We start from the raw sequence: 26,038 nt of genomic DNA on the forward strand, positions 1-26,038 counted from the left end.
CGATGTATGGGCGAGCCGGCCCGAACTTGCTCAGGGCCCGAATGCTCCCTCTGCACCACACAAATTGAGGATGACCCCTTTGACCAGACCTCGTCAGAAGCGCGGTAAGCTGCCCGTTCCAATGGCCGATCTTTGCTGAGCGCTGTCATGCCACCGTGCCCTTCGAAACCTATTGAAGTCCGAATTGAAATTGAAATCACAAAGCAGAAAATTGCGCCGATTCCGGCGCTACCATCGTGAAAACTCGTCATAACCATGCAGTGAAATCGTGAAGGAAAAGCGACAGTGGTTCCTGCCCGGTCCGATCGAAGACGAGCCCGACGATCTGCCGCCCGGCCCCAGAGCCGAACCCCGCGCGACGGCGGTTCTTGATGACTGGCGGAAGGCCGAGGCGGGTCATGCCGCGCGGCTCGCCCGCGTCGCGGGGCGGATTGGCGCTCTGGACGAACGATTGAAGCGTGGGCCTGAGGGCTGGCGCCACAGGCTCGCCCTGATCGAAGCAGCCGACCTAAGCTGGTTCGCAGGCGACCGCATCGGGCCGGATCGACTGGCGCTCTGGATCGCCCTGCGCCTGTCTGGAGTTCAAGACGACACGGCCGCCTTGGCACGCGTCGGATGGGCGGTGCGACGCCTGACGGGAGGGCCAAGGCCGGAGGTGGACCTGGCCGCTTTTGTGGATCGCCGTGACCCTGAAAACTTGGCGAATGAGGCGGAGTCCTTCGCGGATCGTGCGGGGGGTTGGCTGGACGTGATGGCGCAAGCTGCTGATCTCCACCCGATCAGCCGCGCCTGCATGGGGTTCCACCTTTGGAGTTTGGCGGGTCTCGGGCAGCACGGAGACCGTGTGGAAGCGGCTGTAACGGCCGCGCGGATTGCGACCAGCGAGGGCAGGGGAGCGATATTTGTCCCTCTCGCCATGGGCGGGGCAGGGGGGCTGCGCGCCGGTGGTACAGCCGCTGACCGACTGGTGCGATGGTTCGACGGGATGGAGTCGGCAAGCCGGACCGCGATGCGGCACCTCGACGACATCGAGGCTTGGTCAGCGCGGTCCGAAACCGAGATGGCCACGCTCTCGGGCAGGACACCCCCAGCCTTGCGCGCGGTGCTGACCGAATGGCCTCTTGTATCCGCCCCAATGGCTGAGGTGCTGACCGGCGCCAGCCGCGCCGCCGTCCAGCGCAACCTCGCCTGGATGGAGACGCGGGGTCTAATCCGCGAGGTGACGGGGCAGGGGCGGTATCGGATGTGGCGCGCTGCGAATTGACAGCCCTTCACAGGCGTGGGGTGTCAGCCGTCCGGAAAAAAGTTGTCCTCAACATGCATCGTGCGGTTCAGGATGTGAAGGACGATGATCGGATCACCGCAAGACTGGAGCGCATGCGTCGTTCCGACTGCTCTGTCAACGGGTATCAACAGCTTCTGCGACAGCAGTAGGTTGCTCCCGCCCGTCTTCCGGCATCAATCTGAAGAGAAGGGATGCGAGAGCAAGCCAACCGATCAGGCTCAGGCCGAGTACCCGGGCACTGTAGAGCGCGGCCAAATCCGGAGGAATGACCGGGACGGAAGCAGGTGGCTGCGGTGCCCCGAGAAGGTGGGGGGCCACCATCAAGGCAAGCCCTGCGAGACGCCCAGGCCAGGACTTGACCCCACTGGCGAGGAAAAGCCCCGCCACCGTCGCCGCCGCCGACATGACCCACCACATTTGCCTGTCCGACAGATCAGCGGCCAGCATGCCTGGCAACTCCGGTGGCAGTCCCAAGCTGGGTGACAGGGCGAAAGCAGCGAAGCCGGAAAGGGCGAGCGCGGGTGCAGAAATGCTGTGTGGACCCCACAGGGCACGGTGTGTTGCAAGAGCAGCTCCCGCGACCAGGCCAAAGCCTGACCAGGTCAAGACCAAAGTCAGGACCGTCAGGCCGTTTCGCACGACGATACCAACCTCTTCGTCAGCGTCGTCGGCATCGTGCGCAGGCAGGACAGGATCGCCACTCGATCCCGAGGGGTCATCTTGCGCCACCCCCATCAGGACAAGTTCGCCGGTCTCGTATCGCTCGGCTTCGATGATGAGTGGCTGGATCAGAAAAAACTGCAGAAAGGCAACCGCGAGACCTGTAATAGCACCCGCAATCACCCCGCCGGACAGCAGGGACCTCGTCATGTCAGCGAACTCGATCTGTCAGTGGCAGGGAAAGCCAGTGGCGTGGCGGGTATCATGTGTTGCGGAATGCAGCGCATCTGAAGAGGCAAAACCTGCCGCAAAGATGAGAAACGTACCAAGGACAGCACTGGTCAGGATGGGCCGAACCAGACCTGCGTGCTGTACGGACGCGGTGGAAAGAGTGGTGGCAAACATGATGTTTCTCCGCCCGTCACACCCGACGGGATTGGGGTTAAGCCTCCTGTCTGGCCGGTCTCCTGGCTCACGGTCACTGCAACCCTTCGCCTTCCCGGGCAGTTGCCCAGTGGCATATCGAAGGGCCACTACCGCATACAGTCGCGGGGGCGGCTGAGGCGTCGGGTGCCGCTATTGGGTCCACCCTTCCTCATTCCCGATTGAGTTCGGGGACTCTGCATCCCATGAACACCAAACATGATCACGATCATGCGCAGGCCGTAGAATGTCAATGCGCTTGAAGCCCGGCAGCCTTTTCGGAGCGGGACGCGGGAGTTCGTTCATCCTCGCCCCCATTACTGCCTTGATCGGGGCCATTCACGAGGTCTGCTAGGATCGGACAGTCCGGGCGGTGATCGCCGCAGCACGCATCTGCCAGATGACGAAGCGTGTCCATCATTGCCTGCATTTCACGAATTCGAACTTCAAGACCGGCGATCTGCTCAAGCGCAATCTGTTTCACATCGGCGCTCTGCCGTGAACGATCCTGCCAGAGCGCCAGCAACTCCTCGATCTTCTCGACGGAGAAGCCCAGATCCCGCGCCCTTCGGATGAAGCGCAGAAGCTGAACATCGGTCATCGTATAGACGCGATATCCTGCAACCGTCCTTCCTGCTGCCGGAATGAGACCGATCGACTCATAGTAGCGGATCATTTTGGCAGAAACGCCCGAAGATTTTGAAGCTTCACCGATGTTCAACTCAGGGCCTCCTTACACGGCGATTGAAGGTGCAAAGCGCCGCAGTCGCAGAGCGTTGCCAAGGACGAAGACCGACGATAGCGCCATCGCGGCGGCGGCGAAGATCGGCGACAGCAGGATTCCGAAGGCGGGCCAGAGCGCGCCTGCCGCAACCGGGATCAGTAGGGCGTTGTAGATGAAGGCCCAGAACAGGTTCTGGCGGATGTTGCGTATGGTTGCCTTGGACAGCGCGATGGCATCCGAAACCGCAGTCAGCCTGCCCGACATCAGTACGACGTCCGCCGCCTCGATGGCAATGTCGGTGCCGGTGCCGACGGCAAGGCCCACATCCGCTTCGGCCAGGGCGGGCGCATCGTTGATCCCGTCGCCGACATACGCCAGCGCGCCCAGTGCCTTCAGACGTTTCACAGCAGCGACCTTGCCGTCGGGCAGCACCTCGGCCACAACTTCGTCGATGCCAAGCTGGCGGGCGATGGCGTTCGCCGTGCGGCCATTGTCGCCGGTGATCATGGCAACCTTCAGCCCCAGCAGGTGCAATGCCTGGATCGCCTGCGGCGTGGTTTCCTTGATTGGGTCCGCAACGGCGATGATCGCGGCAAGCTTGCCGTCGATGGCGGCATAGAGCGGTGACTTGCCCTCGTCGCCGAGCCGGGTCGCGGTATCGCCGAAGCCCGAGACATCGAGGCCGAGCTTGACCATGTAGCGGTCGGCGCCGACGTCGACCCGCTGTCCGCCCGCCGCCGCCGTCACACCGAAACCGGTGACGGAATCGAAGGCAGTGACCTCGGGAAGGATCAGGCCCTCGGCTTCGGCCGCGGCGACGATGGCGCGGGCGATCGGATGCTCGGACTTCGCTTCGACAGCCGCCACCACTGCCAGCACTGCGGCCCGGTCGAAGCCCGGCGCCAGCGCCATGTCGGTCAGGCGCGGCTTGCCCTCGGTCAGGGTACCGGTCTTGTCGAACGCGACCACCTTGACGCTCTGCAAGGCTTGGAGGGCCTCACCCTTGCGGAAGAGCACGCCCATTTCGGCACCACGCCCGGTGCCGACCATGATCGACGTTGGCGTGGCCAGACCCATGGCGCAGGGGCAGGCAATGATGAGGACGGCGACGGCGTTGACCAGGCCGAAGGTCAGGGCCGGATCAGGCCCGAAGATCAGCCAGACGGCGAAGGTCAGCACGGCAAGCGCCATAACCACGGGAACGAACCACATCGTCACGCGGTCGACCAGCGCCTGAATCGGCAGCTTTCCGCCTTGCGCGGCTTCGACCATGCGGATGATCTGAGCCAGCATCGTGGCCTCACCCACTGCCGTCGCCCGGAAACTGAACGCGCCGGTCTGGTTTACTGTGCCGCCGGTCACTGTGCTGCCCGGTGCCTTCTCGACCGGCACGGGCTCGCCAGAGATCATGCTTTCGTCGATCCAGCTTGTGCCTTCCGTCACCTCGCCGTCGACCGGCACCCGCTCGCCGGGGCGGACCTCGACGACATCACCGGGGCGGACTTCTGCGACCGGAACTTCGATAAGCCCGCCGTTACGGAGGACACGCGCAGTCTTGGCCTGAAGCCCGACCAGCCGCTTGATCGCCTCGGATGTACGGCCCTTTGCGCGGGCTTCAAGCAGACGACCAAGGAGGATCAATGTGACGATGACTGCCGCCGCCTCGAAATAGACATTCTGGGTGCCTGGGGGCAGGACGTCGGGCGCAAAGGTTGCCACCAGGGAATAGCCGAAGGCAGCCAACGTTCCGACCGCGACCAGGCTGTTCATGTCAGGCGCCAGACGCGCCAGGGCCGGAAACCCCTTGCGGTAAAACCTGAGGCCAGGACCAAGAAGGACTACGGTCGTCAAGGCGAACTGAATGTACCAGCTGTTCTGCATGCCAATGCTGTTCATCACCGCCATGTGGACCCACAAGAACAGATGTGATCCCATCTCGAGGACAAACACCGGCAGCGTCAGAGCCGCAGCAAAAAGCACATCGCGCCTCAATGCGGCTTCCTCGGCCGTTTTCTTCGCGGCGGACTCTTCTGACATGATGGCGGTTTCGGCCGCTGCCCGCGCTTCGTACCCCGCATCCGCGATTGCGCCGATCAGGGCGGCAAGGTCCGCCGTTCCGGTGACCGTGGCGCGTTCCGTGGCCAGATTGACATTGGCTACGGTCACGCCGGGTACCGTCTTCAAGGCCCGCTCCACCCGTGCCACACAGGAGGCGCAGGTCATACCCTCGATGACGATATCTATCGGACGCGTTGGCACATCATAGCCCGCGTCCTCGATTGCCTTGACCAGAGCCGATCGGTCCAGGTCCGATCCGATGACTTCTGCCCGTTCCGTCGCGAGGTTGACGGCTGCAGTTTTGACCCCGGGGACCGCCTGAAGAGCGCGCTCAACGCGCCCGACACAGGATGCGCAGGTCATGCCTTCGACGTCGATCACGATCTTGCCGAGATCCGCCGTGGCGTTATGAAGGGTTTGTATGTTCATAGCGGCACTCCAGTGTCGAGGTACTCCGCTGATTGAGATAGGGCTTCCCATGATGGTAAGGTCAAGCCCTGATTTCAATTTGTCTGTTCACGGATTTGTTCCCTTGACCTTACAACGGTGGGAAGGCCCATATCGAGGTGCATGAGGCGACTGTCCAAAGGAGACACTCATGCAGTTCCATATCGAGAACATGACCTGCGGCGGCTGCGCGCGCAGCGTCACCAAGGCGATCCAGGCGGTAGACCCCTCCGCCGAGGTGAGCGCGGATCCGGCCTCGCACAAGGTCGAAGTGAAATCAGCGGCTTCTCGCGACCGGTTGGTCGCGGCGCTGACCGAGGTCGGCTACGCGCCTGCCTGACAAAACATAATCATCGAAGGAAAATCTGAATGAACAAACGTACTCTCGCGCTGTCTATTGCGGCAGTTGCTGTTGTCGGCGGGATCGCATTTGCCCAGCAAACCATGGAGGGCATGGATCACTCCAACATGGGTGGCATGGGCATGGGGGATATGGGCATGATGAGCCATGCTTCCATGATTCCGGCAGAGTTGGCCGACAATCCGGCTGTGCAGGCCTACGCGGCGGCAATGGACCAGATGATGGCGGACATGATGGTGCCTTATACCGGGGACGCTGACGTGGACTTCGTGCGAGGCATGATTCCGCACCATGAAGCTGCGGTCGCGATGGCGCGAATCCAGCTGAAGCATGGCACGGACCCGGAAATCAGAAAGCTCTCGGAAGAGGTGATCGCGGCTCAGGAGGCCGAGATCGCCGAGATGAAGGCCTGGCTCGCGGCTCGCGGGTTGTAAGGCGCTTCAGTGGCGGCAGGGTGGCCCGCTCCCGGCCATCCTGCCGTCCGACCTGACACACAGCGACCGTCTGGCCGCATCGGTCTAGGGATTATTGCCATGACGGCTGAGAATGGACACGCAAACCACCACGACCATCAAGTTGGGCACGCGGCGAAGTCGAACAAGAGCGAACTCCGGTCCGGTGCTGGCGGGCATTCGAGCCACAAGGCCGGGCACGCTGGCATGGTCGACGACTACCGCAGGCGCTTCTGGTTGGCGTTGGCTCTCACGATCCCGGTTTTGGTCCTGTCCCCAATGGTCCGCGATTTTGTCGGGCAAGGCATGGCACGCTTGCTTGCCGGTGAAGAGTGGATCGCACTGAGCCTGTCATCTGTGATCTACTTCTGGGCAGGATGGCCCTTCCTTAAGGGCGCCGGTCCTGAAATCCGCGCTGGCCGTCCAGGAATGATGACGCTGGTCGCGCTTGCCATCTCGACAGCCTATTTCTACTCGGCTGCCGTCACACTGGGACTGCCCGGCGGAGAGCCGTTCTATTGGGAACTGGCCACGCTCGTCACGATCATGCTTTTGGGGCATTGGCTTGAGATGCGGTCCATCCTCGGCGCTTCTCGCGCTTTGGAGGAACTGGTACGCCTGCTGCCCGATACCGCACTGCGGGTGACCGCGGACGGTGGAACGGAGGACGTGCCCGTCGCGGCCTTAATCGCCGGCGACCGGGTCGTGATCCGCCCCGGTGCCAAGGTGCCGGTCGATGGAAAGATCATCGAAGGCACATCATCCTTCAACGAGGCCATGCTGACCGGGGAATCGAAACCTGTCGCGCGGTCTGCCGGCGAGGCTGTCATCGGCGGTGCGGTAAATGGCGAAGGTGCCGTCACCATCGAGGTGAAGGCGACGGGCGAGGCAACCTACCTGTCGCAGGTCATCGCCATGGTGAAAGCAGCACAGGAAAGCCGCTCGCGCACACAGGATCTGGCCTCGCGCGCCGCAACTGTCCTGACCTGGATTGCCATCACCGTCGGCCTCGGATCGTTCGGTTACTGGTATGCGGTCGGGGCGGGGGCCACCTTTGCGCTTGAGCGGATGGTGACAGTCATGGTCATCGCGTGTCCGCATGCGCTCGGCCTTGCCGTGCCGCTTGTCGTGGCCGTCTCGACGTCGCTGGCGGCGCGCAACGGACTGCTGATCCGCGACCGTGCAGCCTTTGAGCGTGCGCGGGATCTGAATGCCGTGGTCTTCGACAAGACCGGCACCCTGACCGAAGGCAGGTTCGGCGTCAGCGATCTGGTTTTGCTGCAAGGTGGCGACGAGACGACCGCTTTGCGTGTTGCGGCTTCGGTTGAAAGCCAGTCGCAGCATCCGATCGCTACCGGGATTGTCGCCGCCGCAAAAGCCCGTGGCATAGACTTTCCGGCCCCGGAAGGCTTGCAGAGCATCACGGGTGCGGGGGTTACGGCACGTGTGGACGGGCGGGAGGTCGGCATCGTCAGCCCTGGTCATCTTCGGCGGCAAGGCCGACCCGTGACCGACCCGCGCCTCGCCCTGCTGGAGGAGGCAGGCAAGACCGTCGTGGTGCTGGAGGTCGGCGGCCAGCCCTATGCGTTGCTGGCTTTGGCAGACATCGTGCGCGCGCAATCGCGTGATGTCGTGGCACGTCTCAAGGATAGGGGTGTCAGGTCCATCATGATGACGGGAGACGCGGAGGGGGTCGCGAAATCGGTCGCTGCAGAACTCGGCCTCGATGAATATTTCGCACAGGTCCTCCCGGAGCAGAAGGCGGCCCACGTGAAAGAACTTCGCGCCCGGGGTCTGAAGGTTGCAATGGTTGGAGACGGGGTGAACGACGCGCCGGCGCTCGTCGAAGCCGATCTTGGAATTGCCATTGGTGCGGGCACGGATGTCGCCGTGGAATCCGCCGACGTGGTCCTGGTGCGTTCTGACCCACGGGATGTGGAGGCCATTCTTGGCCTGTCCCGAGCGACGTATTCGAAGATGGTGCAGAACCTGATCTGGGCGACCGGATACAACGCATTTGCCATTCCAATGGCTGCTGGCATCACGTTCGGCACCGGCTTCCTGATGACACCTGCAGTCGGCGCCGTATTCATGTCGGCATCGACCATTATTGTAGCGATCAATGCACAACTCCTGCGGCGATACAGATCGAACTAAGGCGACATTGAGCGCCTAGCAAGACCAAGCGTGCTTTTCAGTAAGTTGCTAGGTGAGGCGCGATCAATCCTGAATGGCCATGCAAGCCATGCCGAGCGGGAACTTGAAGCACGCTGCGGTGCGCTCTTTCAGCCCATGCCGTGAAGTCCGTGGAAGCCACCTGTAACTATCACGGGTACGACGATCACAGCGGCCAAAATGACGATCACGACGCGCTGCCAGAGTTTTCGGTGCCGCCAGCAGAGGAAGGCAGTGGCGAACAGAACCAGCCCAAGTTCCACCACGCCGATGATACCACCGTAATAGTTCGGGTCCCAGTAGCTGACCGGACTGCGGAAGACCCAGTCCGACACGGGCCAGAATTGGCGGCGGGCATCGTCATGATGGGTGACGAAGTCGGTGGCCGCATGCAAAAAGCCGGCTCCTGCAAAGGCGGTCAGAATGAGGTAACGTCGCCATTGTCCAAGAGCAAGAAGCAGGCCCCAGACGAAAAAGCTGTGATCAACGGCAAAGACGGCCTGCCATGAGTCCGAGTAGAAGAGGCTTCCGAAGACTTCATGCTGGGGAATTCCAGCCAGGCGGGTCGACCAAAGCACCAGCGCAAACATTGGAACATCAGGGGCGAGGCCGCCCAGCATGGCCGCCACCAGTGTGGACGGCACGACGGGCCGCGCAAAGACAGCAGCCCCGATCAGCATATGCGTTGGTGTGTTCATCGCATCAACAGGCCGGAAATGGTTCGGCCTTCTCTCCTTCCGCAATCTGTCGGAGGAGGGAAAGGGGAACCGCACCGCTGAGCACGGTCCGTCCGATCACCAGACCTGGGGTGCCGATGAACCCGAACAGATCGGCAAGTGCGCGCGTTCGGTCGAGCTCAGCCTGAACCCCGGCGGAGGACATGTCGATTAAGAGCTGCTCGACATCCAGATCAAGGGTCTCCGCAACACGCCGTACCGAGGCCTCTTCGGCAACCATCGGTGTCCGCATGAAGCGGCGGCGAAGCTCCTGTTGCTTGCCCTGGCGTGCGGCGGCAACGGATGCCCTTGCGGCCAGTTCAGACGGCGGCCCGAAGATCGGAAGTTCGTGTTGCACGAGCCGGAATGTGGCTGGGTCCTCGGCCAGCAGGCTTTCAAGATCTCGCTCGAGAGCACGGCAGAAGGGGCAGCGAAACTCGCTGAAGTAGGCGATGGGAACTTCAGAGTTAGAGGCGCTGTTCCCAAATAAGGCCGGGCATGGGTCGGTGCGCATGGTCTCCATGCGCGCCCTGCGTGCTCCCGCATCAGGTAGTGGCCCATCGAGACCGACGAGTGCAATGTTTGCCGTGGAGGTCTGAGCGGCTAGCTCCAGTCGACGAAAAGGCGGCACACTCTCAATGTCGACATAGGAAAGCCCGCGTCCGCCAAGCCGGTCCCAAGGCAGGGCCCTCAGTCCATAGATCAATGCTATGATGCCCCCCACTACAAAGAGATCACGACGCCGGATCGTCACAGGACTGTCACCGGTGTTCCGACGGGTACCTGCTCGTAGAGTTGGATCACATGGTCGTTCAGCATCCTGATGCAGCCGTTCGACACTGATTGTCCAATCGACCAGGGCTCTGTCGTGCCATGAATCCGGTAGTAGGTGTCGCGCCCGTCGCGGTAAAGGTAGAGGGCGCGGGCACCTAGAGGGTTGCCAGGTCCGCCTGGCACCCCCTCGGCAAACTGGGCATAGCGATCGGGATTCCGGCGGATCATGTCGTTTGTCGGGCGCCATGACGGCCATTCTGCCTTGCGTTCGATGATTGCCGATCCCTTGAATGCCAGACCGGCCTTGCCGACGCCAACACCGTACCTGACGGCCCGCTCGGAATCGAAAACATAATAGAGAAAGAAACTTCGCGGGAAGACCAGGATCTGACCGGGGGTATGTTGCTCTCGGACTCGGACCTCGCGAGGTTGAAATTCGTCGGCCAGGACAAAGGGTTCTTCGGTATGGGCGCGAAGGACAGTTGGCATCGAGAGGGCTGCAGCGGCTGCGCCGGTGAGAAAGGATCGACGGAAAATCATGCGAACTCCTGAGAGGAACGTGAAGGACGAGGGTTCACTCAGAGGAAGGTTCGCGGAGGTGGGCGTCCGGGGGCAAAGGCGCGGCTTGAGGCAGAGACCGGCGTAATCACGAACCGCGCAGACTTGGCATACGGTGCCACCTCGAAAAATGACAAGGAGGCAGTTGCGACAAGCTGGCATGAGGCATGGCCTGATCCGTCGCTGCAAAGGGCGTCCTGGTCTACGGCTGCGGTTTGAGTATGATCGGCATGCGCGCCGTGGGATGCGTGTTCGGGAAGCGCCGCCCAGAGAAGGGCGACGAGCAAGCACAAACCGCACAAGATGTTCGCAAACTTACGCATGGGCGCAGAATAGCGCTCTTGGTGCATGGGAGAGGTGTTCACATCGAAGTGAGCAGAGAATTTCCCAACAAAATCGGCGAAAGCGCCACGGCTTCACCTCTTTGTGACCAATGAGAGACGGGAAGCGATTTGACCTTCCCACGTTGGAAGCCGGCAAGGGTTACAAAAAGAGGAGCAGACCATGCGATTCAGTCGACGACTTTTCGTTGCCGGAGCCCTTGCCGCGCCTTTCTTGACGGGTCGGGCAGCCTTCGCAACCGAGGATAACCAAGGGCCCGTCCGAAACAACATCTCGGCGTTCCGCACCCATGAGTGGCAGTACCACTTCGACTCGCTTGGGGTGGGGGTTATCATCTCTGACACCACGGCCAAGGTTCTCCAGCACTGGACGAGCGATGGTCAGATGTTTCTCTACCCCACTTCGGTTCCGCTGTCGGATGAATTGACCCGGCGGGGATATACCGAGGTCGTCGAGAAGCGGGAAAACCCGAGCTGGGCTCCGACACCCTCGATGCGGGAGCGCAACCCGGAATGGCCAGCCTTTGTGCCAGGAGGCGATCCAACAAATCCGCTTGGCACCCGCGCCCTGTATCTCTCGTGGCAGTACTACCGGATTCATGGTACCCACGATACGCGCAAGATCGGTCGCCGCTCGTCGAACGGCTGTATCGGGCTTTACAACGAGCACATCGAAGAAGTGTTCGATCGCACGCCGGTCGGAACGAAAGTCAAGCTGATCTGAACAGATGAGAGCGACAGTAACCCCATTGGCCCTCCCGCAAAACCCGCTTGTACGCAGGTTGTTGCGTTTCGCGTCGATGTGGCTTCTGACTGTCGTTCTGGTCATAGGCTTGGTGTTGGGACAATCTGCTGAAGCAGCGTCTGGCAACGAGCATCATTCCAGCTCCACCGTCGAGGCTGCCTATACCCCCGAACAGCAATCTTCGGTAACGCCTGCCTGCCATCCCGGCGTCACTTGCACAGCGTTCGTTTTGCCGGATGCTCTGGCATCGATACAGCCCAAGGCCGTTCCGGCTGTGCTTCAGCCCGATGCTGAGCAGTCGCAACTCCGTTTTGGCGGTCCGGCCATCACACTTCCTCCCCCGCGAACCCTGACCTGACAGTCAGGCCGAACGATTGTTCGATGACCAGAAGAGCCGGTTTGAAAGACTGGCTCAGGTTCGACCCTTTCTCAGCCTGACTCCAGAAGTCGTCCCAAGGTGCGACCCGCCTGACCGGCAGGGCGCAGCCAATGAACAACAACAAAAAACCAAGGGCAGTCAGGCAGATGAAATCTCAATGGACGGGCGCGATCGCGCTTGCCGCTTCCGCCGTCGCGGCAGTGGCGCTGGCACATACGGGGGCGACGGGCGTCGTCCTGGACCGAATGAACGGAATGACGGCAATGCGCGACACCATCGCCGAATTGGCACCGATGATGCAGGGCACCGTGCCCTACGACACCTTCATTGTGTCTGAAGGCGCCAGCGTCATTGCAAGTCATGCGGGCGGGACGATGCTGTCGCTCTTCCCTGAAAACAGCCTTGAAGGCGTCACCTATGCCAAGCCGGAAATCTGGGCCGATTGGCAGGAGTTCGCGGCCCTCTCCGAAGAGCTGAAGGCCTATGCTGATGCCTTGGCTGAAGCTGCCCCGAACGGCCTCGAGCCCGCGAGTTCGCCAGCTACCGAGATGGCTGACATGGATCACTCGGGCATGGACATGACCGGAACATCGCAACCAGCGCAGGGCTTCACGGTCGCGGAATTGATGGGATACGGAGCGGCTCCGGAAAAGATCGCGGTGACACGAGGGACATCCGACCCGACAGTTTTGGAGCTCGATCTGACGACACTGGCGGCCGACGACCTCTTCAACCGGATCAGCGCGACCTGCTCTTCCTGTCATGCGCAGTTTCGTGCGGGCCGGAACTGACCATGCGAGGTTTGATCCGGCTTTCCTTTGTCTTCCCAGCCATCGTGGCAGGTATAGGTGCCGGAGTGTTGGCACTGTGGCCGATCGGGGAGGTCGAGCCCGCGAGCTTCCCTTCCGGCGATGCCGAACGTGGGGCCTATCTCGCGCGCGCAAGTGGCTGCGTGTCCTGTCATACCAATTCGGCCGCCAAAGGATTGGCGCTCGCGGGAGGTACGCCTCTTGACACTCCCTTCGGCACCTTCGTGCCACCGAACATCACCCCGCATAGGGAGGCCGGGATCGGGCGCTGGACCGTCCAGGATTTCGCCAAGGCGGTGCGCCAAGGGGTGTCGCCCGACGGCGACCCCTACTACCCGGTTTTCACCTACTCTTTCTACGCCGGTTTTACCGATCAGGACATTGCCGACCTCTGGGAGGCGTTCCGCACCGTCCCGGCTGTTGGCGATGCAGCCCCACCCCACGACGTCGGCTTTCCCTTCAGTTTCAGATCGGGACTGAAGCTCTGGCGCGCGGCCTACCTTGATACGCCTGATACGGACGCACTTATGGGCACGTCTTCCCCGTGGAACCGCGGACGGCAACTGGTCGAGGGGGCTGCACATTGCGCTGCCTGTCACACGGGCCGGACCTTGGCAGGGGGACTCGATGATGGCGCCCGCTTTGCCGGGAACGACAGCCTTCCAGGGGGCAGCAAAGCACCGCCAATTCTGAGCGACGTTCTCCTCGCAAAAGGTTGGGGCGTTGCGAACCTGGCTTACGCGCTTCAGTCCGGAATTCTGCCCAACGGGGATGCTTTCGGCGGAAGCATGGCCGAGGTCGTGGCTGAGGGCACGTCCTTTTTGAGCGATGCTGACCGCGAGGCCATTGCCACCTATCTCCTCGACCCCGAAGGCACGGGCGACATTCCTGCGCCCGCACCGACGCCGACCGAGACCCCGATGGCTGGAATGGATCATTCACAGATGGATATGGGAAATGGGAACTAGAGCGCTTGCCCTCATTCTGGCCTTGGGCGTTGCCGTCTTCGTCGGTGTCTTCATCTGGACGACCGTCTGGACCCTCGATCCGCGCGACACGATCTCCGCTGATCCATCGGTGACAGCCAAAGTGTCCGAAGCGCTTTCGGACGGACGGATGGACGTCCAAGTCTATGCGCTCGGTGGTCGTGACGTTCGGCTGGAAATCCAGTTCATGCCCGATACCGACGCCGGCGTAGCTGCCGACATGCGGCCAGATGTGAACTTTGCGATGGTAGACATGCACATGGACAGCATAGCGCCGCCGCTTCAGCTGGTCGAGGCAGGCGTCTGGCGCGCCGACGTGAAGCTGCCGATGGCCGGTCGTTGGGTCGTCAGTGTGGGCTTTGGTGAAGAATTTGCTGAGGTCGAGTTTGATGCGCAATAACCCAAGTCCGGCAACTTTTCTGAATGATGACAGCCTTCGCCGCAACCTGCGCGGCCTGGCTGTTGGCACCACCCTGTTTGTGGTCCTCGGCACGGTCACTGCCGTATGGGCGAACCCGCTTTTTGTCCGGATGACTCCAGTCGGGCCTTGGGAGTTCGTAGCGACCGTTCTGACGGCCTTCCTCGGAGGTGTGACAGCGGCGATGTGGGTCCCTCAGTGCAACTTGCGCGCTTCCGGGACGGGTGGGCTTGCCAGCTTTCTCGGAATCGCCTGCCCAACCTGCAACAAGGTGCTCATGCTGGTCTTCGGTGGACCCGCGCTTCTTGCCTGGTTTGATCCGCTCCGGCCGTGGCTTGCGACTGCCGGGCTCTTCATCATGGGCATCGCCGCGTTGACAACGTGGCGCCGGTTTCGCGCTGTCCGCACTGGCAACAGGAACGTGCAGGGACCGCGGGGCCTTGATCGGGGTGACGTGAAATGAAGACAGTCACGGTCCATGACCCAATGTTCCGACGGCTGAGCCGGAATGTGCTTCTGCGGCACGGGCTGATGGCCCTCCTCTCTGCTGGCCTCGTTCTGATTTTTGCGGCCATCCATGGCGAGTGGAGTCCGATGCACCGCTGGAACCGGGCACTTGCCGACGCCTCGCTGGTGCTGGTTGCGCTTTCGATGGGCCTGGGGCCTCTGGCCCGGCTCCTCAGACCCGCAGTGTTGGTGCTGACCTACCGCCGCGAGTCGGGGATCTACGGCTGCCTTCTGGCGCTTGCGCATGCTGGAATCATTCTTGTCGGCTGGGTCGAATGGGACCTGATGCGGCTCTTCGGCTTCGAATGGAATCCCGAACTCCTCAGCTATGTCATGTTTCAACATGGCTTTGGTCTGGCCAACGCAATCGGGATCGCCGCCTTGCTCCTCGCGATCCTCCTGGCCTCAACCTCAAGCGATGTCGCAATGCGCCGCCTGGGCGTTTCCGGCTGGAAGTTTCTGCAAATGGGTGTCCTGCCGCTCTGGTGGCTGTCTGTAGCGCATGTCGCCTACTTCCTGTTCATGCACTTCCTCAGCTTTCACCGGGCGACGCCCGAGCCTAACCCCCTGCAGTATTGGTTCGTCGGACTGGTGGTCTTGGTCCTGGGACTGCGACTTGCCGCTTACCTGAAAACCATCGGCGGCAGACGCATACCGGAGTCTCAGGACGAGAGGGCCAAGCATGCGCCGATCTGAACGGGATCTTGCCAAGGCCGCACGGGTAACGACGCGTCGGTCGCTGTTGCTGGGCGGCATGATGACCTCGGTGGTCGGTGTGCTTGGTTTCCGGATGTGGCAACTGGGTGTACGCGATGCTGAGGAGTATTACCTTCTGGCCGAGGAAAACCGGATTAATTTGCGGCTGGTGCGCCCCGACCGGGGCCGCATCTTTGACCGCGCGGGCAAGATCGTCGCGGACAACGAGCACACCTACCGGATCACGCTCGTGAACGAGGAGGCCCGGGACGTCGATGACGTCCTTGCGAAACTGCAGCGGCTTCTTGGTCTGACGAGCGAGGATATCGACCGGATTCGGGAGCAACTTGACCGCGTTCGGGGCTTTGTCCCGGTGACCGTTAAGGACAGGGTCACCTGGGAAGAGTTGTCAATCATCGCCTTGAACACCCCGGCTCTTCCGGGTGTCCACCCGGAGATGGTGCTGTCCCGGGTCTATCCCTTCGGGCCGGACTTTGCCCATCAGGTCGGCTATGTGGGACCCGTTAGCGACAGCGATCTCGCAACCAAGGACGGGGAGCCCGATCCGCTTTTGCGCTCGCCGGACTACCAGATCGGCAAGACGGCGCTTGAGCGGATCCACGAGCGCGCGCTGCGCGGTGAGCCGGGAGCTCAGCGGGTGGAGGTCAACGCCAGCGGCAGGACCATGCGCGAGCTGGCACTTGATCCGCCGACCCCCGGCTCGGACATGCAGATCACACTGGATCATCATTTGCAGAACTTCATGCGTGTGCGCCTCGAAGGACAAAGCGCGGCGGCAATCGTAATGGATGTCACGAACGGTGATCTCCTCGGCTGCACGTCTGCCCCTGCATTCGACCCGAACCTCTTCGTGCGGGGGATCTCGAGCAAGGACTACAGCGGACTGCGCGACAGCGAGTTTCGCCCTCTTGCCGACAAGACCGTTCAAGGGGCCTATCCGCCGGGGTCCACGATCAAGATGTCGAATGCGCTCGCGGCTCTGGAAAGCGGGGTCATGGATCCAGCAGAAACCGTGACCTGCAACGGGTACGTGGAAATCTCTGGTCGCAGGTTCCATTGCTGGAAAAGCGGCGGCCATGGGCGGGTCGACATGGTCGGTGCGTTGCGGCAGTCCTGCGACGTCTACTTCTACGAAGTTGCGCAACGGATCGGGATCGACGGCATCTTTGCGATGAATGACCGTCTTGGACTGGGCCAGAAATACGACCTTCCACTGTCGGGAATGGTTCACGGCAACAATCCCTCGCGCGCCTGGAAGCAAGAGCGCTACGGTCAGGATTGGTTGATTGGCGACACGATCAACGCGTCCATTGGCCAGGGCTTCACGTTGACCTCGCCAATTCAGCTAGCCACGATGACCGCGCGCCTGGCCTCAGGAACGGCAGTCCTCCCGCGTCTCGTGCGCCCGCTTGGTGGGGCCAGCCCGGGTGAACCTGCGCCTGCCTCACTTGGACTTTCGGCAGAAGCGCTTGCGATCGTGCGACAAGGGATGTTCGAGGTGTCGAACCACGAGCGCGGCACCGCATACGGGTCACGGATCGCGGATGTGACCAAAGCCATGGCCGGGAAGACCGGAACGAGCCAGGTGTTTTCGATCACAGCGGCCGAGCGCGCCGCCGGTGTCCGATCGCAGGACGAACTCCCATGGAACAGGCGGGACCATGGGCTGTTCGTGGCCTTCGCACCCTTTGATGCGCCTCGATATGCCGTGACTGTTGTAGTGGAGCATGGCGGCGGCGGCTCAACGGCGGCGGCACCGATCGCGCGCGACATCATGCTCTTTGCCCAACACGGCGGCCTGCCGCCCGAAGATGCCTATCCTACTGCGCAGCGGGCCCGAATTCGGGAGGATCTGGCTCAACTGTCCGAACGGATTCTCCCGCCGGATGGAGTGACACCGATCACCGTGAGCCGGACATGAAGGTCACCAAGCCAAGAGCTGGAAAATTCAGAGGGCCCGCAGTCGTCGCGTCCGCGGCCTTCTCTCTGCTGTGGGCGCCACAAGCGCACGCGTTCTTCCACAATAGCCCGGATCTCGAACAAGGTCGCGCCATCTATCGGGCGGAATGCGCGTCGTGCCACGGCGCCGATCTAGAAGGACATCCCGACTGGCGGTCGGCGAATGAGGACGGGACCTATCCCGCCCCGCCGCATGACGCGAACGGCCACACCTGGCATCACGGCGACATCATGCTGCGCGACTACATCAAACGCGGCGGGCAAGCGGTCCTTGACGAAATGGGCGTTGCCTTCACCTCCGGCATGCCGGCTTTCGGCGACCGTCTGACGGACGAGGATATCGAAGCTGTTCTGGATTACATCAAATCGACTTGGCCCGACGGCATCCGCGCCACGCAAGCAGAGCGCAGCGCCACCGAGGCCCTCGCGCCATGATGCCTGGCCCGAACAATAGGCTATTGGTCCAAGTTTGGACTTGCCCCTCTAGTCACTTGAGGAAGCATCAACTCTCAAAGAATGTACGAAATGAAAGGTCCGCCCGATGCGAATGAAATCCCTGCTGCTAGCCAGTGTCTTCAGTTTCCAAGTTGCTTTACCGTCCTTCGCGCAGGAGGTCTCGGATGAACGCATCAAAGCTCTCGTGGCAGAGGCCCTGCGCGAAAACCCCGAACTGATCCTCGAGGCGCTCCAGGCCCTCGAAGAACGGCAAGCGGAAGCACAGGCAGCCACCGCAACCGCAGTATTGGCCAACGAGCGGGACACATTGGAACGTGACCCCAACGCACCGGTTCTAGGCAATCTGGAGGGCGATATCACGGTGGTCGAGTTCTTTGACTACAACTGCCCCTACTGCAAGCGCGCCATGCCGGAAGTCGACGCTCTTCTGGCCGAAGACGGCAACATCCGATTGGTGATGCGCGAATGGCCAATCCTCAGCGAGGGATCTGCCTTTGCCGCACGCGCCGCACTCGCATCCCGAAAGCAGGGCAAGTATGCTGAGCTCCACAACGCTCTGATGGGCATGCGTGGCAAGGTAGAAGCCGACACGGTGCTGCGTGTCGCCGGCGAAATCGGCTTGGACTTGGACAGACTCAAGGCAGACATGCAGGCGCCTGAGATCGACGAGCACATTGCAACCTCGATGCGTCTGGCTGAGGCGCTCGGATTCAACGGGACGCCATCCTTTGTCGTGGGCGATCAGTTGGTCCCGGGTTTTGTTGAAAAGGCGCAGCTTTCCGAAATCGTGACTTCTGTTCGGGCATCAGAATGAGTGGTTCGAAACGACGCGCTTCGGAATGCACCCGTTGCACCGCCTTCTCTGCTCGCAGGACGATCCCGGCCCTCGCGGCGGTACTCTGGATCGCTCTGTCTGGAATTGCGGCAGCGCATTCGTTCACCGCAGCAATTCTCGTCGTCGGTGAGAATGTTGAGCAAGACCTTGCGGAGGCTGTCCGAGGATTCCTACTGGCTTCCGACGAGCGGGACGGGCACCCAAACGAAACCTCTGACGGGCATCTGGGCGGCGTCGACGTGCAGGTTCTTCCGCTTCCGGCGGAAGCCACCGGACTGGTCCAGGAGTTGACTGGCTCACCAGACGAGCCGGCTGATGTCGTCGTAGTCCTTGGACTGAAGCCGGCCGCCGACGACGCGGCGAGCAAGTACAGCCGTGCAAGCACCGTTCTGGTGCAAGCACTCCTTGCGGAGGGCTGGAATGGTGATGACCGCATGGAAGGTTTCATTGCACGCTACCGGCTCGCCTACGGCAAAGAGCCCGGTCTTTTGGCCGCCTCAGCCTATCACGCGGCGCGCAGGTTGGACATCGCGATCAGACCGCTTGACGGGGCGGGGCCGCGGGATGAGCTTCTGGAAGCCTGGCAAGCATCCGAGGTCGGCTTGCCAAGATGATCCTGTGGTGTCTGGCGCGGCGTGTACCGGGTGGGGATCTCACGCCGCCGGATAGCTGGTGAAGACCGTACTGCTTCCGTCCTGACCGACCAGGACCACGTCATAAGCCTGACGCTCTGTCTCTGGTCCCATTCCCGGTGAGCCGAATGGCATGCCCGGAACGGAAAGTCCTACCGCCAAGGGGCGTTCGGCCATCAGCCTGCGGATATCCGCTGCTGGAACGTGCCCTTCGATGGTGTAGTCGCCGATGGTCGCCGTGTGGCAGGACGACAGGTTCTCCGGGATGCCGCGCTCCCGCTTGTAGGCCGCGAGGTCTTCGACACTGCGCTCTTCAAAGCTGACGTTGAAGCCGTTTTCGCGCAGGTGGCCGATCCAAGCGTTGCAGCAGGGGCAGCCAGGGTCCTTCACCACATGGATCCGTTCGTCCCCTTCGGCCAGCAAAGGCACAGTGCTCATGGCAAGGATGGCCGGTCCGACAAGAAGGAGAGTTCGGCGCGCAAGGATCATCATATGCCCCATTTTATGTGTCTTTGCAAAATACTGCCAAAGGCCGGGCGTGGCGAGCGTAGTATGGCTCCCAATAGGCTTGATCACCAAGAAACTACTGAAGACGCGCGTCCCCGGCCTGCACCAGAAGGACGCCGTGATTCTCATCTGCGTCATCGTCCGTAACCCGGCGGGTCTGAACGCCCTGCAAATCTGCGAAACCTTCCATCATCCGTTTCGGAAACCAGGTCATTGGCAGGCTTTCGAAGCCGGGAACGCCGTCAAGTACGCGCGATATTGCAATTGTGCAGTTCGCCTTGGGCACCGCGCCGTACGCTTTGGCACGCGCCATGATCAGGTCCGCAACTTCTGGCGAAACCATGATCGTCTGCTCAACAACGTCGTAAGTTTCGCGGGCATGGTAGTCGATGTAGAAGTCGACCATCTTCGGCGTGATCCCGAAATGGACATCGTTGCGCTCCGGAAGCTTCGGATGTCGCCAGGTTCCCGCCGGATCGAAGAGGACACGCTCTGAGCCATTGATCAAAAGCCCGGCATGCGCACCGGTGCCGCTGCGGGTCGACAGGACGGTATAGAGCGTGACCGAGGTCGGGCCGACATGTTCATAGCGCGCCTCGGCCACGGCCTCATCAGGGGCCCAAATCGGTTCGGCGCCGCAGGCGGACAGAAACAGAGGTGCGAAAAGGGCGAAGAACAATCGTTTCATGGCGTGTCCCGTCAGATCATTGATAGTTTTCGCGACCTTCGTTCGGCTGCCAGTAAACTCTGCGCTATCAAGTCAACACGAAGGAAAACGCGGCAATTCTGCTGCAGTCGATGCTATGGCCATGTGGTCCAGACACCAAACTGTCAGATGACGGGACCAGACCACGCTGATACAAGCGAGAGCATGACCCGTTCGTCGTTTCCTATGCGTGCATTGATCCTCGCCGCCTATCTTCTGGCGGCGATCCTGCCGATGCTTGCCTTCGCGGATGGCCGGCAACAGTCTCAGGCAGACCATGAGCAAATGATGGCGATGGCTGGCCATGTCGCGCATATGTCATCCGCAGGCAGCCCGATTGACGATGCACAACGTCTGCTTTGCCAGCAACATTGTCTTTTTGCAGCCGCAGCTCTTCCCGCACTAAGCCCGGGCGTCGTCGCCATCGCGCGTTCGGTTAAAATCAACCTGAACAACGACCTGCTGGCCGCATCGCTGGCGCTCCCGCCACCTGGCCCACCTCCGAAACGCACGTTGATCTGACACTATGGTTCCGCTTTGTCGGGGCCTTCAGTCTTTTCACGTTGCGATACAGGAGAATTCGCATGATTACGCTCTCTCGCCGCGGCTTTCTGGCCGCTTCTGCGGCTACTGCCGCCTCACTTATCCTGCCTGCCCGCGCTCGAGCCCAATCAGCCCGTATGTCGCTGACGGCGACGACCCGGACGCTCGATGTCCGGGGCAGGGCCGCCACCGTCTGGGGGCTGGTGGACGGCAACGGCCGGTCTGGATTGGTCCTCGACCCGGGTCAGGCATTTGCCGTCGAGCTGACGAATACCCTGACCGAGCCGACCATCATCCACTGGCACGGACAGATCCCGCCGAACGCGCAAGACGGCGTGCCGGACATGCCCATGGCCACGCTGCAACCCGGCGAAAGCCGCGCCTATGACTTTGCCGCGCGCCCGGGCACGCACTGGATGCATGCGCATATCCCCGCGCATGAGATGCTGCTGCTGGCCGCGCCTTTGATCGTGCGGCGACCCGAGGACGTTGCGGCCGATCGGCAGGACGTGACGCTGTTCCTGCACGACTTTTCGTTCAAGCCGCCTGCGGAGGTGCTGGCAGAGATTACGGGTGGCGCGTCAATGGCCGGCATGGACCATGGCCAGATGGCGCAAGGAGGAATGGACCACTCTGGCATGAACATGGGCGCAGTGGGTCAGGGAGACATGATGTCCATGCCGGGCATGGACGGCATGGCTATGGACCTGAACGACTACAACTTTGATGCCTACCTTGCCAATGACCGGACGCTGGACTACCCCGAAGTCGTCCAAGTGGACAAAGGCAGCAAGGTCCTTGTTCGGGTGATCAACGCGGCCGCCGCGACGGTGTTCTGGATCGACACCGGCGCGCTAACCGGGCGGCTGGTCGCCGTGGACGGCGAGCCGGTGCAGCCTCTTCCTGGCAGCCGATTCGGAATCGCGATGGGTCAACGGCTCGACATCGAGCTTGATGTTCCGGCCGAAGGCGGGGCATTCCCGGTCCTCGCCTTGCGCGAGGGTGCAAGAGAGCGGACGGGTCTCGTCCTTGCGACGCCGGGGGCCACGGTGACGAAGGTCGCCGACATGTCCGACGCCGACCATCCTGCCTTCAGCGCCGATCTGACGCAGGAAGCGGTCCTGCGCGCCGTCACCCCACTGCCAGAGCGCGCGGCATCGTCGCAGCCGATGTTGATGCTGGGCGGTTCGATGATGCCCTATGTCTGGACCATCAACGGGCAGACCTGGGGCAAACATTCCCCGGTGACCGCGAAAACCGGCGAGCGTGTCGAGATCATGTTCCACAACATGTCAATGATGGCACATCCCATGCACCTGCATGGCCACGCTTTCCAGGTGGTCGGCGTGGGCCAGACCCGGATCGCGGGTGCTGTTCGTGACACCGTTCATGTGCCGCCGATGGGGATGGTGACGGTCGCGGTGGATGCGGGTGAAGCGGCGCGGTGGATGCTGCATTGCCATCACATGCCGCATCTCTCGACAGGCATGATGACTGAGTTCGCGGTTTCGGCCTGACGACGATCCGGGCCCGCAGATTGCCTGCGGGTCCGACCTTCCGCGAAGGGAAAAGCCAATGCCTGTTCAGATGGGTCGTCGACCTCTCCTTGTCGGTCTTGTAGCGGGCTTCATTGCGGGGCCCGCCCAGGCGCGGCCGCCTTTCCGGCTGCGAAAGGACCCGCAGCCTCTGCTTTCCCCGCCTATCCAGGATGAAGCAGGAACCACCAGGGTTCTTGGGGACTTTGCCGGGCGTGTGATCCTTCTGAACATCTGGGCGACGTGGTGCCCGCCCTGCCGGGAAGAGATGCCGGCACTCGACCGTTTGGAAGGGCTGCTTGGAGGCCCGGATTTTGCGGTGCTACCCCTTTGCATCGACGAGGGCGGGATCGAAAGGGGCCGAGGTTTCTATGATGAGATCGGGCTTGTAAACCTACCGCTCTACTGGGCGGAACCGCTGCGGGTTCAACTGGCTTTGGCCTTCATCGGACTGCCGACGACGCTTCTGATCGACCGCGAGACGCGTGAAATCGGGCGGCTTCAGGGCCCCTTCGACTGGGGAAGCGACGAGGCTGTCCGTCAGATATCGGATCTGCTTTGATCGGTCGCCATTCCCTTGATTAAATCCCTGCCTAGCCCGTTGGGTTCGAAGATGGACAGATCAGGCTGCCTGATAGCTCGTGAAGATCTCGAGACTTCCATCCCGGCCAACCAGCAGGACGTCATAGGCGTCCCGACTGTCTTCTGATCCCATGCCGGGGGAGCCGTAAGGCATGCCGGGCACGGCAAGACCAACTGCATCAGGACGCTCGTCCAGGAGCCTTCGGATGTCCGCAGCCGGGACATGGCCTTCGAGAGCATAGCCGTCAACGGTCCCCGTGTGGCAGGAAAATGCCTTTGCTGGAATGCCCTGGTCCATCTTGAAGCGGATCAGCAACGTTCCCATCGACACCTCATCCGTAACCGTGAAGCCTTGCTCCCGCAGATAGTCGACCCATGCTTCACAGCACTCGCAGCCACGCCCCTTGACGACATGGATTGGTGGTTCTTCCTCTGCCTGGGCTTTGGCGGCAGGGGTTACGGCAAAGGCTGTTGCTGCAAGGATCACCTCGCGACGGCCGATACGAAATTCCGTCATCCACGTTCTCCGTCTGTCAATGGGATGAAGCCAGTTTCGCTGCGCCAAGTGGCGAGCGCATTGAGATCATCTGCCGAAGCGATCTCCTGTTCCGGCAAGGCGTCCTGGTCCTTAGGGTCGACCGGTCTGCCGTCGACACGGACTTCGTAGTGAAGGTTGGGGCCGCTCACGAGACCTGTCGCCCCGACCGCGCCAATCTCGTCTCCAGCCTTGACACGCATCCCCTCGCGAACGCCTTCGGCAATTTCGGAAAGATGTGCATAGCGCGTGACGACCCCGCCGCCGTGATCGATGTCGATCGTGGTGCCATAGCCACGGATCGTACCCGCAAAGGTCACCCGCCCGGCGCCAGTCGCCGAGACTTCGGTTCCCACGGGTGCCGCGTAATCAATCCCGGTATGCATGCGAACCCCACCCAACACGGGATGGTTCCGGCGCCCAAAGACGGACGACAGTCGTGCACCAAGGATGGGTGCCGCTGAACGCTGCACGGCTTCGCCATCTTCAAAGACGATGACCGGGCCGGCGGCTTCGGTCGCAACGAGTTCGAGGACGCGATCATTAAGCTCCAGCCGAGCGTAACTCAGGCGCGGCTCTCCCGCGATGGTGCCATCGGGAAGCTGATCTTCCTGCCAGACCAACGCGAAGGTCTCTCCACCCTTGAGGTCGCGCCTGAAATCGACCTGGCCCGCAAGAAGTGCAGTAAGGTCAACTGCGAAGCGTTCCGGTGCATTTCGCGCCATCAAGGCGTCGTAAAGGGTTCCGTCGAGGGTCAAGGTCTCCCGCCGGTCCGTCTCACGAACCGGTGGGTCAAGCCGTCGTGCCGCGATCGGCCCGTCGAAGGTGAGAGCGATCTCTACACCATCTTCCACGAAGAGCGACAGGCGTGTCAGCGATGATGGATCTCCGGACGCCGCAGTCCATTCGACCCGGTGACCAGGTCGCAGGTCGGTCAGGTCATAGACTCCCGAAAGTGCCAATGCGGCTTCTGCCCGGATCGTCGAGGGGACTCCTGAGTGACCAAGGACACTGTCCAAGGTGTCACCGGGTTCGATTGTGGCTTCGAACGCCATGGGCAAATGCGCCGTCGGAGGATCGGCCACTGCCTGGAGTGGAGCGAATGACGCGAGAGCAAGGATCAGAAATGCGGGGCGGATCATCTGGCAGAATGACCTTTCAACTGAGGGTTCGGCGGATTTTGGGAACGGCGAAGCGCCGGTCCTCGTGAAAGTCGATGATGCTGGCGAAGCGCCCATCGGGGTGGAACAGGAACACACCGGCGGTGTGGTCCATCGTGTAGTGGCCGCCATCCTTGTCGACACGGCGATAGGTTACGCGGAAATCTGCGGCGGCCTGCGCGACCTCCTCGGCGGGACCCGTCAACCCGATGATACGCGGGTCGAAGTTGCTGACGTAGTCCGCAAGGACAGCGGGCGTGTCGCGTTCCGGATCGACCGAAATCAGCGCCACGATCAAACGGTTCGCGTCGGCTCCCAGATCCTCGAGCCAGAGCGATATGTCGCCCAATGTGGTCGGGCAGACGTCGGGGCACCAGGTGAAGCCGAAGAACACCATGACCGGGTGACCGGCCCAGTCTGTGGGTCGAACGGACTGATCCCGGTGGTCGGTCAATGCCCAGGACATCTCGCCGATGGGCAAGGGCAGGACCTCGCTGAGAGCTGGCCTATTGCGCGTGCGATAAGCCCCGACGCCCAGCATGAAGGCGACGGCTCCGATGGCCCCTCCAGCGCCGAGGATTATTGCCCTGCGTCGGCGCAATCCGGACCCTCCGCGCGCAACGAAAGGACATCGACATTCACCGTGACCTCTCCGGCCTTTTCAAAGGTGAGGGTGACCGGAAAGCTGTCGCCTTCCTTCAGGGCTGTCGTCAGACCCATCAGCATGCCGTGGTATCCGCCAGGCGAAAGCTGCACGCTCTGGCCGGCCGGCACAGGGATGGACATCGCATGCGGCATTGATGCGATGCCGTCCTGAACGACAGTCTCATGCAGCATCGGCATACCAGCTGCAGGCGTCGCGATGCCAACCAGCGCGTCGTCGGTCGATCCGGTGTTCGTGATCTCCACATAGAAGACGCCGGGACGCCCCGCGCCGATGGTCGCCTTGGACCAGGCGTGCTCAACCGTCAGATCGCCGATGGCTACAGTCTCGCAGGCCATCGCGGCAGGTGCAGAGAGGGTCAGGGCTGCAGCAAGAAGAAAGTGATTCAT

Annotated in this window: 30 protein-coding genes and 1 riboswitch; of the genes, 17 read left to right on the forward strand and 13 right to left on the reverse strand. The window is 61.9% G+C overall.

What is annotated here, in order from left to right:
* Nucleotides 1-268 precede the first annotated feature (268 nt).
* On the forward strand, nt 269-1,264 hold the full coding sequence (locus tag N5I32_RS19825) for a hypothetical protein (protein WP_261497688.1): 996 nt from the start codon (nt 269-271) through the stop codon (nt 1,262-1,264).
* Between the two features lie 135 nt (nt 1,265-1,399).
* Here the strand turns inward: N5I32_RS19825 and N5I32_RS19830 are convergent, their stop codons facing one another.
* The 4 genes from N5I32_RS19830 to N5I32_RS19845 form a co-directional block, all read right to left on the reverse strand.
* Entirely contained in the window at nt 1,400-2,155 is a 756-nt protein-coding gene (locus N5I32_RS19830) for a CbtA family protein (RefSeq protein ID WP_126976235.1), read from the reverse strand.
* A gap of 18 nt (nt 2,156-2,173) precedes the next feature.
* Complete coding sequence (locus tag N5I32_RS19835) at nt 2,174-2,350, reverse strand: CbtB domain-containing protein (protein WP_261497689.1); 177 nt, start codon at nt 2,348-2,350, stop codon at nt 2,174-2,176.
* Nucleotides 2,351-2,385: 35 nt separating this feature from the next.
* Nucleotides 2,386-2,601: riboswitch (cobalamin riboswitch) on the reverse strand.
* 17 nt (nt 2,602-2,618) lie between these two features.
* Nucleotides 2,619-3,089 (reverse strand): Cu(I)-responsive transcriptional regulator, encoded by a 471-nt coding sequence (gene cueR, locus N5I32_RS19840; RefSeq protein ID WP_261497690.1) that lies wholly within the window; start codon nt 3,087-3,089, stop codon nt 2,619-2,621.
* Nucleotides 3,090-3,101: 12 nt separating this feature from the next.
* Nucleotides 3,102-5,579 (reverse strand): heavy metal translocating P-type ATPase, encoded by a 2,478-nt coding sequence (locus N5I32_RS19845; protein ID WP_261497691.1) that lies wholly within the window; start codon nt 5,577-5,579, stop codon nt 3,102-3,104.
* Nucleotides 5,580-5,748: 169 nt separating this feature from the next.
* Here N5I32_RS19845 and N5I32_RS19850 point away from each other — a divergent pair, with 169 nt between their 5' ends.
* The 3 genes from N5I32_RS19850 to N5I32_RS19860 all read left to right on the forward strand — a co-directional run bounded on the left by N5I32_RS19850 (nt 5,749) and on the right by N5I32_RS19860 (nt 8,567).
* Nucleotides 5,749-5,937, forward strand: coding sequence for a heavy-metal-associated domain-containing protein (locus N5I32_RS19850; RefSeq protein WP_125327780.1), 189 nt, complete (start codon nt 5,749-5,751; stop codon nt 5,935-5,937).
* A gap of 29 nt (nt 5,938-5,966) precedes the next feature.
* A complete protein-coding gene (gene copM / locus N5I32_RS19855) occupies nt 5,967-6,392 on the forward strand; it encodes a CopM family metallochaperone (protein ID WP_168775673.1) in 426 nt (141 codons plus the stop codon).
* A gap of 99 nt (nt 6,393-6,491) precedes the next feature.
* Nucleotides 6,492-8,567: a copper-translocating P-type ATPase gene (locus tag N5I32_RS19860; RefSeq protein WP_261497692.1), complete on the forward strand. Its 2,076-nt coding sequence runs from the start codon at nt 6,492-6,494 to the stop codon at nt 8,565-8,567.
* A gap of 128 nt (nt 8,568-8,695) precedes the next feature.
* Here the strand turns inward: N5I32_RS19860 and N5I32_RS19865 are convergent, their stop codons facing one another.
* The 3 genes from N5I32_RS19865 to N5I32_RS19875 form a co-directional block, all read right to left on the reverse strand.
* Nucleotides 8,696-9,283, reverse strand: coding sequence for a cobalamin biosynthesis protein CobQ (locus N5I32_RS19865; protein ID WP_261497693.1), 588 nt, complete (start codon nt 9,281-9,283; stop codon nt 8,696-8,698).
* Nucleotides 9,284-9,287: 4 nt separating this feature from the next.
* Nucleotides 9,288-9,824, reverse strand: a complete 537-nt coding sequence (locus N5I32_RS19870; protein WP_261497694.1) for a DsbA family protein — start codon at nt 9,822-9,824, stop codon at nt 9,288-9,290.
* 227 nt (nt 9,825-10,051) lie between these two features.
* Nucleotides 10,052-10,615, reverse strand: a complete 564-nt coding sequence (locus tag N5I32_RS19875) for a L,D-transpeptidase (protein WP_261497695.1) — start codon at nt 10,613-10,615, stop codon at nt 10,052-10,054.
* A gap of 522 nt (nt 10,616-11,137) precedes the next feature.
* Here N5I32_RS19875 and N5I32_RS19880 point away from each other — a divergent pair.
* From N5I32_RS19880 to N5I32_RS19925, 10 genes are all read left to right on the forward strand, one after another.
* Nucleotides 11,138-11,698 carry a L,D-transpeptidase gene (locus N5I32_RS19880; RefSeq protein ID WP_261497696.1) on the forward strand — a complete coding sequence of 187 codons (561 nt, stop codon included), beginning with the start codon at nt 11,138-11,140 and terminating at the stop codon, nt 11,696-11,698.
* A 510-nt stretch (nt 11,699-12,208) separates the two neighbouring features.
* A complete protein-coding gene (locus N5I32_RS19885; RefSeq protein WP_261497697.1) occupies nt 12,209-12,889 on the forward strand; it encodes a cytochrome c in 681 nt (226 codons plus the stop codon).
* A gap of 2 nt (nt 12,890-12,891) precedes the next feature.
* Nucleotides 12,892-13,875, forward strand: a complete 984-nt coding sequence (locus tag N5I32_RS19890; protein WP_261497698.1) for a c-type cytochrome — start codon at nt 12,892-12,894, stop codon at nt 13,873-13,875.
* A complete protein-coding gene (locus N5I32_RS19895) occupies nt 13,865-14,293 on the forward strand; it encodes a FixH family protein (RefSeq protein WP_261497699.1) in 429 nt (142 codons plus the stop codon). The genes N5I32_RS19890 and N5I32_RS19895 overlap by 11 nt, the downstream gene beginning before the upstream one ends.
* The gene (locus tag N5I32_RS19900; protein WP_261497700.1) at nt 14,283-14,774 is read left to right on the forward strand and encodes a hypothetical protein; all 492 of its coding nucleotides are present in this window, start codon (nt 14,283-14,285) and stop codon (nt 14,772-14,774) included. Before N5I32_RS19895 ends, N5I32_RS19900 begins: the two co-directional genes overlap by 11 nt.
* Complete coding sequence (locus N5I32_RS19905; RefSeq protein ID WP_232489271.1) at nt 14,771-15,514, forward strand: ferric reductase-like transmembrane domain-containing protein; 744 nt, start codon at nt 14,771-14,773, stop codon at nt 15,512-15,514. Before N5I32_RS19900 ends, N5I32_RS19905 begins: the two co-directional genes overlap by 4 nt.
* Nucleotides 15,501-17,456, forward strand: a complete 1,956-nt coding sequence (mrdA, locus tag N5I32_RS19910; RefSeq protein ID WP_125327798.1) for a penicillin-binding protein 2 — start codon at nt 15,501-15,503, stop codon at nt 17,454-17,456. Before N5I32_RS19905 ends, mrdA begins: the two co-directional genes overlap by 14 nt.
* Nucleotides 17,453-17,929, forward strand: coding sequence for a c-type cytochrome (locus N5I32_RS19915; RefSeq protein ID WP_125327800.1), 477 nt, complete (start codon nt 17,453-17,455; stop codon nt 17,927-17,929). Before mrdA ends, N5I32_RS19915 begins: the two co-directional genes overlap by 4 nt.
* Nucleotides 17,930-18,041: 112 nt before the next feature.
* Complete coding sequence (locus N5I32_RS19920; RefSeq protein WP_125327802.1) at nt 18,042-18,764, forward strand: DsbA family protein; 723 nt, start codon at nt 18,042-18,044, stop codon at nt 18,762-18,764.
* Nucleotides 18,761-19,399 (forward strand): hypothetical protein, encoded by a 639-nt coding sequence (locus N5I32_RS19925; RefSeq protein ID WP_261497701.1) that lies wholly within the window; start codon nt 18,761-18,763, stop codon nt 19,397-19,399. Before N5I32_RS19920 ends, N5I32_RS19925 begins: the two co-directional genes overlap by 4 nt.
* 39 nt (nt 19,400-19,438) lie before the next feature.
* Here N5I32_RS19925 and N5I32_RS19930 read toward each other — a convergent pair whose 3' ends face one another.
* Nucleotides 19,439-19,906, reverse strand: coding sequence for a DUF411 domain-containing protein (locus N5I32_RS19930; protein WP_261497702.1), 468 nt, complete (start codon nt 19,904-19,906; stop codon nt 19,439-19,441).
* A gap of 94 nt (nt 19,907-20,000) precedes the next feature.
* Nucleotides 20,001-20,612 carry a hypothetical protein gene (locus N5I32_RS19935; RefSeq protein ID WP_125327807.1) on the reverse strand — a complete coding sequence of 204 codons (612 nt, stop codon included), beginning with the start codon at nt 20,610-20,612 and terminating at the stop codon, nt 20,001-20,003.
* Nucleotides 20,613-20,795: 183 nt separating this feature from the next.
* Between N5I32_RS19935 and N5I32_RS19940 the strand changes: the two genes are divergently transcribed.
* The 3 genes from N5I32_RS19940 (at nt 20,796) to N5I32_RS19950 (ending at nt 23,270) form a co-directional block, all read left to right on the forward strand.
* Nucleotides 20,796-21,152: a hypothetical protein gene (locus tag N5I32_RS19940; RefSeq protein WP_125327808.1), complete on the forward strand. Its 357-nt coding sequence runs from the start codon at nt 20,796-20,798 to the stop codon at nt 21,150-21,152.
* Between the two features lie 62 nt (nt 21,153-21,214).
* Entirely contained in the window at nt 21,215-22,690 is a 1,476-nt protein-coding gene (locus N5I32_RS19945) for a multicopper oxidase family protein (RefSeq protein WP_261497703.1), read from the forward strand.
* 58 nt (nt 22,691-22,748) lie between these two features.
* Complete coding sequence (locus N5I32_RS19950) at nt 22,749-23,270, forward strand: TlpA family protein disulfide reductase (protein WP_232489270.1); 522 nt, start codon at nt 22,749-22,751, stop codon at nt 23,268-23,270.
* 60 nt (nt 23,271-23,330) lie between these two features.
* On the opposite strand, the gene N5I32_RS19955 is transcribed toward N5I32_RS19950, so the two are convergent.
* The 4 genes from N5I32_RS19955 to N5I32_RS19970 all read right to left on the reverse strand — a co-directional run bounded on the left by N5I32_RS19955 (nt 23,331) and on the right by N5I32_RS19970 (nt 26,038).
* Complete coding sequence (locus N5I32_RS19955) at nt 23,331-23,807, reverse strand: DUF411 domain-containing protein (protein ID WP_125327810.1); 477 nt, start codon at nt 23,805-23,807, stop codon at nt 23,331-23,333.
* A complete protein-coding gene (locus N5I32_RS19960; RefSeq protein ID WP_261497704.1) occupies nt 23,804-24,880 on the reverse strand; it encodes a M23 family metallopeptidase in 1,077 nt (358 codons plus the stop codon). Before N5I32_RS19960 ends, N5I32_RS19955 begins: the two co-directional genes overlap by 4 nt.
* A 103-nt stretch (nt 24,881-24,983) precedes the next feature.
* Entirely contained in the window at nt 24,984-25,586 is a 603-nt protein-coding gene (locus tag N5I32_RS19965; protein WP_168776495.1) for an SCO family protein, read from the reverse strand.
* A complete protein-coding gene (locus N5I32_RS19970; protein WP_125327813.1) occupies nt 25,565-26,038 on the reverse strand; it encodes a copper chaperone PCu(A)C in 474 nt (157 codons plus the stop codon). The genes N5I32_RS19965 and N5I32_RS19970 overlap by 22 nt, the downstream gene beginning before the upstream one ends.

The sequence above is a fragment of the Albidovulum sediminis genome (assembly GCF_025380365.1).
Taxonomy (GTDB): domain Bacteria; phylum Pseudomonadota; class Alphaproteobacteria; order Rhodobacterales; family Rhodobacteraceae; genus Albidovulum; species Albidovulum sediminis.

Bases quoted from the DNA above. Each gene is read 5' to 3' on its own strand.
- N5I32_RS19830 (WP_126976235.1), bottom strand. From the start codon at position 2,155: ATGACGAGGTCCCTGCTGTCCGGCGGGGTGATTGCGGGTGCTATTACA.
- N5I32_RS19870 (WP_261497694.1), bottom strand. From the start codon at position 9,824: ATGGAGACCATGCGCACCGACCCATGCCCGGCCTTATTTGGGAACAGC.
- N5I32_RS19890 (WP_261497698.1), top strand. From the start codon at position 12,892: ATGCGAGGTTTGATCCGGCTTTCCTTTGTCTTCCCAGCCATCGTGGCA.
- N5I32_RS19945 (WP_261497703.1), top strand. From the start codon at position 21,215: ATGATTACGCTCTCTCGCCGCGGCTTTCTGGCCGCTTCTGCGGCTACT.
- N5I32_RS19930 (WP_261497702.1), bottom strand. From the start codon at position 19,906: ATGATCCTTGCGCGCCGAACTCTCCTTCTTGTCGGACCGGCCATCCTT.
- N5I32_RS19960 (WP_261497704.1), bottom strand. From the start codon at position 24,880: ATGGCGTTCGAAGCCACAATCGAACCCGGTGACACCTTGGACAGTGTC.
- N5I32_RS19935 (WP_125327807.1), bottom strand. From the start codon at position 20,612: ATGAAACGATTGTTCTTCGCCCTTTTCGCACCTCTGTTTCTGTCCGCC.
- N5I32_RS19940 (WP_125327808.1), top strand. From the start codon at position 20,796: ATGACCCGTTCGTCGTTTCCTATGCGTGCATTGATCCTCGCCGCCTAT.
- N5I32_RS19865 (WP_261497693.1), bottom strand. From the start codon at position 9,283: ATGAACACACCAACGCATATGCTGATCGGGGCTGCTGTCTTTGCGCGG.
- N5I32_RS19845 (WP_261497691.1), bottom strand. From the start codon at position 5,579: ATGAACATACAAACCCTTCATAACGCCACGGCGGATCTCGGCAAGATC.
- N5I32_RS19880 (WP_261497696.1), top strand. From the start codon at position 11,138: ATGCGATTCAGTCGACGACTTTTCGTTGCCGGAGCCCTTGCCGCGCCT.
- N5I32_RS19915 (WP_125327800.1), top strand. From the start codon at position 17,453: ATGAAGGTCACCAAGCCAAGAGCTGGAAAATTCAGAGGGCCCGCAGTC.
- N5I32_RS19850 (WP_125327780.1), top strand. From the start codon at position 5,749: ATGCAGTTCCATATCGAGAACATGACCTGCGGCGGCTGCGCGCGCAGC.
- N5I32_RS19925 (WP_261497701.1), top strand. From the start codon at position 18,761: ATGAGTGGTTCGAAACGACGCGCTTCGGAATGCACCCGTTGCACCGCC.
- N5I32_RS19920 (WP_125327802.1), top strand. From the start codon at position 18,042: ATGAAATCCCTGCTGCTAGCCAGTGTCTTCAGTTTCCAAGTTGCTTTA.
- copM (WP_168775673.1), top strand. From the start codon at position 5,967: ATGAACAAACGTACTCTCGCGCTGTCTATTGCGGCAGTTGCTGTTGTC.
- N5I32_RS19955 (WP_125327810.1), bottom strand. From the start codon at position 23,807: ATGACGGAATTTCGTATCGGCCGTCGCGAGGTGATCCTTGCAGCAACA.
- mrdA (WP_125327798.1), top strand. From the start codon at position 15,501: ATGCGCCGATCTGAACGGGATCTTGCCAAGGCCGCACGGGTAACGACG.
- N5I32_RS19970 (WP_125327813.1), bottom strand. From the start codon at position 26,038: ATGAATCACTTTCTTCTTGCTGCAGCCCTGACCCTCTCTGCACCTGCC.
- N5I32_RS19895 (WP_261497699.1), top strand. From the start codon at position 13,865: ATGGGAACTAGAGCGCTTGCCCTCATTCTGGCCTTGGGCGTTGCCGTC.
- N5I32_RS19860 (WP_261497692.1), top strand. From the start codon at position 6,492: ATGACGGCTGAGAATGGACACGCAAACCACCACGACCATCAAGTTGGG.
- N5I32_RS19835 (WP_261497689.1), bottom strand. From the start codon at position 2,350: ATGTTTGCCACCACTCTTTCCACCGCGTCCGTACAGCACGCAGGTCTG.
- N5I32_RS19900 (WP_261497700.1), top strand. From the start codon at position 14,283: ATGCGCAATAACCCAAGTCCGGCAACTTTTCTGAATGATGACAGCCTT.
- N5I32_RS19950 (WP_232489270.1), top strand. From the start codon at position 22,749: ATGCCTGTTCAGATGGGTCGTCGACCTCTCCTTGTCGGTCTTGTAGCG.
- N5I32_RS19905 (WP_232489271.1), top strand. From the start codon at position 14,771: ATGAAGACAGTCACGGTCCATGACCCAATGTTCCGACGGCTGAGCCGG.
- N5I32_RS19875 (WP_261497695.1), bottom strand. From the start codon at position 10,615: ATGATTTTCCGTCGATCCTTTCTCACCGGCGCAGCCGCTGCAGCCCTC.
- N5I32_RS19885 (WP_261497697.1), top strand. From the start codon at position 12,209: ATGAACAACAACAAAAAACCAAGGGCAGTCAGGCAGATGAAATCTCAA.